We start from the raw sequence: 8,697 nt of genomic DNA, 5'->3' as shown, positions 1-8,697 counted from the left end.
GCCCGCCGCAGCAACGCAATTTGCAAGTTTCTGCGGCCACACACGGCTGAAACCGGCGAAAGTCAAATCTTTGCACATGCCGATCAGTCAGCCATTTCAGTGGCTTCGAAATTCTTCACGGGAGACTAGTCACGCCGACTTGAGGATTGACGCGATGAGCGTGCCGAAGGAGCGAATGGCACGCGACGGCCTTGCCGATGGGTAGGCAAGGGCGATGCCGATTTCCGGCAGGGATGGCAGGCCTTAGAGCCCGGCCCGAAATGAGTTGAGCGAATTCAGCAGGTTGTGATTCCGTCTTGTCGCTGAACGAGATGGAGCCACCGATGCCTTGGACTGAAATCGCTCGCCGCGACTATCCTCGCAACAACGCTCGGTATTCAAGCGACCTGACCGATTGCGAATGGGCGGTGATCGAACCGCTTCTTCCTGCGGCCAAGCGGATCGGTCGTCCGCGAAAGACAGATTTGCGAGAGGTGATGAACGCGATTCTGTATCTCGCGTCGGGCGGCTGCGCCTGGAGCCTTTTGCCGTCGGACTTCCTGCCACGCTCGACCGTGCAACGCTACTTCTACGCCTTTCGCGACACCGGCCTGCTTCGAGCGATCAATGCTGTCCTCGTCACCGCTGTGCGTGAACTGGAAGGGCGAGAGGTGAGCCCAAGCGCAGGCATCATCGACAGCCAGACCGTCAAGACGACCGAGAGCGGCGGCCCTCGCGGATATGACGCTGGAAGTTCGAGTAGACCCGTGGCTCGGAGAACGATCAATGGCCGTAAGCGCCATATCCTGACCGATACGCTCGGCCTGATGGTCGGGCTCGTCGTCCATCCGGCAAACGTTCAGGATCGCGACGGTGCGCCGGACGTCCCGCAGCAGATCCGAACCCGCTATCCATAGCTGCGCCATGTCTTTGCCGATGGCGGCTGTGCCGGCAAAAAGCTCAAAGGCAGGCTTGAGAAGCATGGGAAGTGGACGATCGAGATCGTCAAACGGACGGACGACATGACCGGCTTTGTCGTCTTGCCACGCCGATGGGTCGTGGAGCGGACCTTCGCATGGCTCGCCCGATGCCGCAGGTTGGCGAAGGACTTCGAGAAAACGATCTCAAGCGCCGAGGCTTGGGTCCACGTCGCTCAGATCCGGCTGCTCACACGCCGGCTCGCAAGATACTGCTATGTTTGAACGAGTTTCGAGTCGAGCACTTAGGAGACGATGGTCAGATCGTCGGGGACAGCCGCGCGGGTGGCGACGCTCATCGCCAGCCCCGATCGCGCCATGGCCAAAAGACCGTCGAGGCCGTTGCTCGCATGGGCGACGCGGTAGGCCGCACCGGCCGCGTCCATCGCCCGGCGTGCCTTCTGATGGTCGAGCGTCTCCGGCGCGGAGAGCGCCAGCGGCACCGAGGGCTCGCCGAGCAGTGCCGGAGCCTGCGTGGAGGCGATCCAGACGAGCGGTTCGTATCGGATCACCTCTTCAAATCGCGCCGAGCCGGGCAGGGACACGAGTGCGAGGTCGATGCGACGCCGCTGGAGCAGCGGGTGGAGATCGACGGTCGGCGCGCAGACGATCTCGATCTCGATGCCGGAATGCGCGGCTCCGTACCGCCGCAAAAGCTCCGAGAAGAACGCGGTCAGATAGTCTTCCGGGCATCCGAAGGCGATCGATCCCTGCAAGCCGTCCGACCGGACGTTCTCGATCGCCTCGTCATGCGCCGCCGAGATGCGCTCGGCTCCGGGAAAGAAGCGCTCTCCCGCGACCGTCAGCGCCACACCGGACCCGGTTCGATGGAACAGTCTTTCGCCGACGATCGCTTCCAGACGCTTCATCTGCAGGCTGACCGCCGACTGCGTGCGAGAGACGCGCAATGCGGCGGAGCGGATCGACCCCGCCCGGGACACGGCGACTGCGCAGAAGAGCGATATCGAGGTCCGCCATGATATGAGATTTCTTCAATTCGGATCGGATGGAAATGAATTATCCTCGCCCGGACATTGGCGCTAGTCTCCCGATGAGATCTGCAGGACACCGGAGAGCGCCATGCCGAATGCAACCGTGAAGACAGCTTCTGGTCCGACGTTTCCGATCACGTCATGCGCTACGGTCCGGTGTTCGAGCGCCGGGTCATCGATCGTGCGGAAGGCAGCTTCGTCTACGACACCGACGGCAACCGCATCCTGAATCGTTTGCTTAGTCGCGGCCTCCTGATCCGGTCACTCTTCCTCTATCAGGCACTTTCAAATCAGCTCGGCTTGAACGGGAAGCTCACCGCCATTCCTCGTCGCATGCGTCTTGGCGAAGGCTCCCGGAGCCATCCGTTCGTGTCGAACGAAGGCCATGGCGAAGGCGCTGGCCGAACCATAGCCGACCTGACCGGCGATCTCGCTTTGCGTCAAGGAGCCTCGCAGCAGCAGATCCTTGGCAAGCGCCATGCGCCAGGCGGTGAGGTATTCCATCGGCGCGCTGCCGACCTCCTTACGGAAGCGCTCGAAAAATCCTGACCTCGACATGCCGGCGACGCGGGCGAGTTCAGCAACCGACAGCGTATTTGCCGGATCGGCATGGATGGAGCGCAGTGCGCCGGAAAGCTGCGGGTCGGAGAGGCCGCGCAGCAGGCCGGGCGGCAGAGATCCCCTCGGCGCGGATCGCAGAGCCTCGATCATCAGGACCTCGAGCAGACGTTTCAGGATCATGCCACGCGCCGGACGCTCCGAACGGGTCTCCTCGTGAATCAGGGGCACCAGCGCCATCAGCCGATCGTGGCCGCAGACATGGACCATCCCCGGCAGGAGCGACACGAGCAAATCCTTCCCCGGCGCGGCGAACCTGCAATGACCGACGAGAGCCCCAAACTCGACGTCGGCCTCCGCCGGCCCCAGGCGAAACGTACCCGGTCCGGTCTGCCGCGGAGGACGCACCGCAAGGCGCGGCGGGGGAACCTCGCTGGACATGGTGAAGCTGTGCAAATCCGGGATCAGGACGAAATCCCCGGCGGAAAGGGTTACCGGCTCGCGGCCCGCGAGCGTCAAGCAGCAGCTTCCCTCGACGATCGCGCAATAGAACGGGCTTGCCAGGTCATGCCGCTCGACCAGCCACCCCCCACCAGCCTCCACCATTTTGGAGATCGAAGGCTGCGGCTGCAAAAGCGTTACGACGCTGGAAAGCGGATCATTGCTGAAGTCCGGCATCGGTCTTGGACTTTCGATGAATGATTACGGACTTTCATATATATTATATCCGACAGACACCGTCTATCTCCCTGTCCGAGACAAACAGGAGATCGACATGTCGCGCATCCTCATCACCGGCTGCTCCACAGGCTTCGGACAGGCCATCGCCACGCGATTTCTCAACGAAGGTTGGGAGGTCGTCGCCACCATGCGGGTCCCCTCGCCCGGAGCTCTGCCCCAATCGGAGCGATTGCGCCTTCTGCCGCTCGATGTGACGACCCCGAGCAGCATCAAAGCCTGCGTGACCGAGGCCGGCCGGCTCGATGCGCTAGTCAACAATGCCGGTGTCGGCATGCTGAATGTCCTGGAAGGTGCCGAGATCGAGAAAGCCCGTGAGCTTTTCGAGACCAATGTTTTGGGTTCCATCGCCATGACCAAGGCGGTGATGCCCGGAATGCGCGAGCGCCGTTCCGGCGTCGTGGTGAACATCAGCTCCAGCGTGACGTTGCGCCCCCTGCCCGCTCTGTCGATCTACAGCGCCAGCAAAGCGGCGATCAACGCGTTCACGAAAAGCTTTGCCCTCGAAGCTGCGGAATTCGGCGTGCGAGCCCGGGTCGTCCTGCCCGGCAGCGCACCGACGACCTCCTTCGGCAAGAATGCCGTGGCGCGCATGGGCATGGATGTGCCCGAGGCCTATGGCCCGTTCGTTCAGGCCTATTTCCGGACGCTTCAGACCGCGAGCGAAAAGACAGACGCGCAGGATGTCGCCAAGGCGGTCTGGCGCGCGGTCAGCGATGTCGATGCGCCGATGATGCTGCCTGCTGGCGCGGATGCCGAGACATGGTTCCGGGAAGAAGGCATCGCCGCGGCGTGACGTCTGAGGGGCACAGCTGTGCCCCCCCTTCCCGCCAATCAAGGAGACAGTGCCAGTGAACCGGCTCATCGATCACGCTCGCCATCTGCCGACGCCTGATGCGGCATTGACAGTGGCCTACACGCCGATCCGGCTTCCAATGCCCGGCAGAACTCCGTTGGAATTGCGCCTCACCGCGCCGGCCTCCGGGACAGACCTGCCCGTCGTTTTGCTGTCGCACGGCTTCGGGCCATCGAAATACATCCCCTCGAAAGACGGCTATGCGCCGCTTGCGCAGTTCTGGGCGGAACGGGGGCTGGCCGTGATCCAGCCGACCCATGCGAGTTCCCGCGTGGCGGGACTGGGACCGGATCTGCCCGGGGCGCCGTTCTTCTGGCGCGAGAGGGTGGCCGAGATGCGGGCCATTCTCGACCAGCTTGACGAAGTCGAGCGACAGGCACCGGCCTTGACGGGACGCTTGGATCACGGCCGGATCGCTGTCGCAGGCCATTCCTTCGGCGGGCATAGCTGCAGCCTGCTTCTCGGGGCGCGCCTAAACGGCGAGGACTTCTCCGACCCTCGGATCAGCGCCGGTGTCCTGTTGGCGACGCCGGGCCGCGGCGGTGCGGATCTGACCCCGGACAACGCGGCACGCTTTCCCTTCTTCCACCTCGACTTCAGTTCGATCCAGACACCGACACTGGTCGTCTGCGGCGCCGAGGACGAGCCGCACTTCACGCCGCGCGGTCCCGAGTGGCATGCGGACGTGTTTCACGACGCTCCCGGCGCAGAAGCTCTGTTGACGATCGCCGGTGTGGGACACGGTCTCGGCGGCATTGCCGGGCTGGACGCCAAGGAAACCGAAACCGAGGATCCCGACGCGTTGGAAGCGACGCGCCGCCTGACGCTTGCCTGGTTGCGCGAGAAGTTCGGCATGGGATCGGACGATTGGACGAAGGGCCGGGCAGCGCTCAAAGGTTCGGCCGCCGCCGCCGGGTCGCTGGTGTTGAAAGGCCAACCGGGCGAATGACCAGCGGAGAGGAAGACAGGCGGGTCGCGCCTGCCGCGCCGCCCCTCTCAACGAAGCGCTCCGTGACCCGGCCGAAGTAAGCGACGACGGCAAGATCACGGTGGGCATTGCGTCCCCTAAGGAGTCGCGACTTCGCTCCTCAACGCCATCAGTCGCGAGCCGAACCCCTCATTCTATGCTGCGACGGGCCAAATGTTCTGGTGCAGCGAAACCGGCGTTCGCGAACGCCGACAGTACAGCGCTGCAGCACAAGGATATGTTCTCCTCAGACGAAGGCTAAACAGAGATGACTTTCTCAGGTCGGGGGAATTCCGATGCGGGTGCGTGCAGCCGTCATCGAGGAAAAAGCCGGACCATTCGTTTTCCGGGATCTGCATCTTGACGATCCGCGCGCAACGGAAGTCCTGGTCAAGATCCATTCCGTCGGGATCTGCCAGACGGACATCCACGTCCGAAATCAAGACTATCCCGTGCCGCTACCGTTGGTCCTTGGCCACGAAGGCGCCGGGATCGTCGAGAAGGTCGGCGCTGGCGTGAAGGGCATCGAGGCAGGCGATCCCGTCGTTCTCTCGTTTCCGTCCTGTCAGGAGTGCAGCTACTGCCGCACCGGGCGCAACGCCTATTGCGAGCATGCCTTCGAGATCTGCTTCGGCGGCTCGCGGCTGGATGGCAGCAATGCGCTTCACTGGCCGGACGGTGCAGGACAGAACAAGGCGATCCATGGCCATTTTTTCGGGCAGTCGTCCTTCGCGACCTATGCTCTGGCAGATCAGAGCAATGTCGTAAAAGTCCCCTCCGATCTTCCGCTGGAACTCCTCGCACCCCTCGGCTGTGGATTTCAGACCGGTGCCGGTGCGATCCTCAATGCGCTGCAGGTCGCCCCAGGTTCGCACACAGCGATTTTCGGTGTCGGTGCGGTCGGCCTCTCGGCCATCATGGCTGCGCGGATCGCCGGTGCCGCCTCGATCAGCCTGAGCCGCCTCGGCCTTTCCCGAGAACACCCCTGACATGCCTTCCATCGCCTGCTTCTTCCAGGCGTTGATCATCGTCTGGTGGATGCCGTGCTTGGCGGCAAGTTGTGCCAGCGTCATCTCACCTCGGATCGCCTCCAGCGCCACCTTGGCCTTGAAGTCCGCCGAATACCGCTTCCGTTTCCCCGTCATCGGTTCGTCCTCTCTCTCGGGCGAACCAAGCTTATCCAACTGTCCGGGGAAACCGGGACCACCTCACATTGGCGTCGAAAGAGTTGTCCATCATCTCCCGCCTCCGCGATCCCTCTGCGTAGATCAGTCGACATCGCGCGGCCGCGACCTCTCCGACCACTGCGGCGTTGCGAACGGTCAGGGGACCGAAGCTCGCGCGCACGAATGGGGACAGGGAACGGGCCGCCGAATCGTTCTTCAGGATATCACGGAACGGACGCGGCAAGCGCATGGTAAACCGCCAGCCCGAACTCGATCGCGACATGTGACGCACCCGTTGGCCTCGCGGCCTCCGGTTTTTTGCAGCTGGAACATCGGCTGGAACATCGAACACGACTCGATCCCTCGCGTAGGGATCGGCTAGAAATTCTCGTTTTCGATCAACGTGTTACAGGAACGCACAAAAGGGGCGGTCCATGGCGGAGAGGAAGGGATTCGAACCCTCGATACCGTCTCCGGTATACTCCCTTAGCAGGGGAGCGCCTTCGACCACTCGGCCACCTCTCCGATTGCGCTGTCATAGGCTTTGGCATGGGTTTTTTGCAACCCCATCCAGGAAGCTTCTTGAGGAAAAGCCGGGGGAGACGTCATTCCCGTCCCACTGCAAGCCCGCCGCGGCCGCGGCCCCGCTCGCAGCGGCCGGCTGCGCCACAGCGTTCGAGGAAGTCGCCGCCCGGAGCTGAGGTAAGGCAGCAAATCGAACCAGGAAGAACACCAGTCGATCGAGACGGAATTTTGGTTTCTTTCAACGGTTTTCTAAGGGCGATGCTGTAGCTCCGTCCGGGTTGGCTCCACCATGCACGTGCTGCAAGGATATTTGACGTGACGATCATCAGGTTTGCTTGGATTCTCGGCCTGTCTGCCGTCGCCGGCACGGCATCGGTGCCGTTCGCCGCCGCAAGCGATGCGACGCACCTGGCGACATCCACCGCGAGCGACACGCAAGGCGGGATCTGCATGGGATACGGGCCCCAGTCGCCGCGCGACATCGCCGGATTCGAGGGGGTGAACGAACGCGTGTTCGCCCGCGCGCCGGCGGCTGCCAGCCTCAATCTCTGCAACATCCATCTCCACACCAATGCCGAACACAAGGCGCCGGGTTTCTCGATCTCTGCCGGCAGCGGCGAACATGGCGGCTACAAGTGCAACGACAGCGACCAGCTGAGCCCGGAGGAACTCGATGATCCGGCCCACGGCTTCGGCCCGTTCAAGGGGGTGAAGCCGGGCGACACGATCGAGGTTCACTGGGTGTTTTCCTCCTGCGACGTCAGCCCCGGCGAAGGCCTCGGCTCCTGCCTCAGCAAGAGCTGTTCGAACCCGGCCCTGCGGGTCGAGGCGCAGACGTTCCTGGTCGCCAACGACCCCAAGGCGCTCGACTTCGAATCCTTCACCCACCGGAGCGAGCAAAGCTCCGGATATCACCAGCCGCCCGCATTGCCGGAGGGCACGGGGACGCCCGTCGTCTATCTCGGCTCGACCACCGGGCCGAAATACGACCTGTCGACGTGTTCGCCCCTCCAGGTCACCTGGAGCGTCCGGCCGCAATGCGCCAAACTCGACATCTCGTCGCTCTATCGCTGGGCCGAAAAGGGCAATGTCTTTCGCGAGAATCACGCCCATGGCGTCCGCCAATTGGTGACGGCGCCACAACTGCTGTCGCCGGTCGAGCAGGCCGTCGCGGTGACCCGCTGGGACCAGCCGCTGAGTGTCGAGTGACGGGTCGGCAATCCGGCTCGCGCGGAGTTGCCGCGCGACTTTGGCTCCGCCTGGCCATTCCTGCGCTCCAAGGAGACCGTCATCGGCCAGCAGGGCTTTCGGGCCGGCGACGGCGAGATCTCTCGCGGCCCGGGCCCTGCTGGAATGCCTGGACCTGACAGGGCAGTTGGTGACGGCCGACGCGATCCACCGTCGAAACGAGACGGCGAAGGTGATCCTCGATCGCGGCGGCGACTGACTGTTGCGGCTGAAGGACAACCGGCCGGCCCTTTGTGCCGTGGGGGCGGAGCCTTTCGCCGATCTGCAGGTGGTTGCCGCACGCCCCGCCGCCGAGATCGGAATGATCGAACGACTTCGCCCGTTCAGTCCTCGACCAAATGCAACAGCCCTGGGCTACCCGCAAAAGACCATTGACACGCAGAGCTTCGGCTTCGTATATCGCCGCGTCGCCACAGCGAAGCGGCCCGGCGGCGGGGTAGCTCAGTTGGTTAGAGCAGCGGAATCATAATCCGCGTGTCGGGGGTTCAAGTCCCTCTCCCGCTACCAGATTTCCCTATGTCCGCCCCGGAGACATGGGTAACAGAACGTCCCTAAGACATGGGAGACAATCTCGTGCCGAACGGATTGTCGATGGTCTGCAAGGTTCTCTGTTCCAGGTCGATGTATCCGAGATCGTAGCTCATGAAGCTGACGATCCAAATGCCTTCGTCGATCTCCTTGATGCCGAGCC

General features: G+C 63.2%; 6 protein-coding genes, 2 tRNA genes and 2 pseudogenes. 6 read left to right on the top strand and 4 right to left on the bottom strand.

Translation table 11 applies throughout. The features are described from left to right. Positions 1 to 323 precede the first annotated feature (323 nt). A pseudogene (locus GTK09_RS26840) lies at positions 324 to 1,181 on the top strand (IS5 family transposase). Between the two features lie 20 nt (positions 1,182 to 1,201). On the opposite strand, the gene GTK09_RS26835 reads toward GTK09_RS26840, so the two are convergent. Next, the gene (locus tag GTK09_RS26835; protein WP_203561234.1) at positions 1,202 to 1,897 is read right to left on the bottom strand and encodes a LysR family transcriptional regulator; all 696 of its coding nucleotides are present in this window, start codon (positions 1,895 to 1,897) and stop codon (positions 1,202 to 1,204) included. A gap of 336 nt (positions 1,898 to 2,233) precedes the next feature. After that, on the bottom strand, positions 2,234 to 3,184 hold the full coding sequence (locus GTK09_RS26830; protein WP_163466449.1) for an AraC family transcriptional regulator: 951 nt from the start codon (positions 3,182 to 3,184) through the stop codon (positions 2,234 to 2,236). Between the two features lie 97 nt (positions 3,185 to 3,281). Between GTK09_RS26830 and GTK09_RS26825 the strand changes: the two genes are divergently transcribed. The 3 genes from GTK09_RS26825 (at position 3,282) to GTK09_RS26815 (ending at position 6,056) form a co-directional block, all read left to right on the top strand. Then, positions 3,282 to 4,040, top strand: a complete 759-nt coding sequence (locus GTK09_RS26825; protein ID WP_163466448.1) for an SDR family oxidoreductase — start codon at positions 3,282 to 3,284, stop codon at positions 4,038 to 4,040. Between the two features lie 55 nt (positions 4,041 to 4,095). Further along, positions 4,096 to 5,049, top strand: coding sequence for an alpha/beta hydrolase family protein (locus tag GTK09_RS26820; protein ID WP_163466447.1), 954 nt, complete (start codon positions 4,096 to 4,098; stop codon positions 5,047 to 5,049). A gap of 314 nt (positions 5,050 to 5,363) precedes the next feature. Beyond that, on the top strand, positions 5,364 to 6,056 hold the full coding sequence (locus tag GTK09_RS26815) for an alcohol dehydrogenase catalytic domain-containing protein (protein WP_163466451.1): 693 nt from the start codon (positions 5,364 to 5,366) through the stop codon (positions 6,054 to 6,056). On the opposite strand, the pseudogene GTK09_RS26810 reads toward GTK09_RS26815, so the two are convergent. Then, a pseudogene (locus tag GTK09_RS26810) lies at positions 6,018 to 6,212 on the bottom strand (transposase); the annotation flags it as partial. The gene GTK09_RS26815 and the pseudogene GTK09_RS26810 sit on opposite strands and share 39 nt — an antisense overlap. Before the next feature lie 456 nt (positions 6,213 to 6,668). Further along, positions 6,669 to 6,758, bottom strand: a tRNA-Ser gene (locus GTK09_RS26805). Between the two features lie 315 nt (positions 6,759 to 7,073). On the opposite strand from GTK09_RS26805, the gene GTK09_RS26800 reads away from it, so the two are divergent. Beyond that, positions 7,074 to 7,967: a delta-class carbonic anhydrase gene (locus GTK09_RS26800; protein ID WP_203561233.1), complete on the top strand. Its 894-nt coding sequence runs from the start codon at positions 7,074 to 7,076 to the stop codon at positions 7,965 to 7,967. A 469-nt stretch (positions 7,968 to 8,436) separates the two neighbouring features. Then, positions 8,437 to 8,513, top strand: a tRNA-Met gene (locus GTK09_RS26795). Positions 8,514 to 8,697: the final 184 nt, after the last annotated feature.

Origin of the sequence: Jiella pacifica (assembly GCF_010500815.1) — a bacterium.
In the GTDB taxonomy this organism is placed as follows: domain Bacteria; phylum Pseudomonadota; class Alphaproteobacteria; order Rhizobiales; family Rhizobiaceae; genus Jiella; species Jiella pacifica.
This window is presented reverse-complemented; position numbering and strand designations above follow the sequence as displayed.

Coding starts and splice junctions, on each gene's coding strand:
- GTK09_RS26830 (WP_163466449.1), bottom strand. CDS start 3,184: ATGCCGGACTTCAGCAATGATCCGCTTTCCAGCGTCGTAACGCTTTTG.
- GTK09_RS26815 (WP_163466451.1), top strand. CDS start 5,364: ATGCGGGTGCGTGCAGCCGTCATCGAGGAAAAAGCCGGACCATTCGTT.
- GTK09_RS26825 (WP_163466448.1), top strand. CDS start 3,282: ATGTCGCGCATCCTCATCACCGGCTGCTCCACAGGCTTCGGACAGGCC.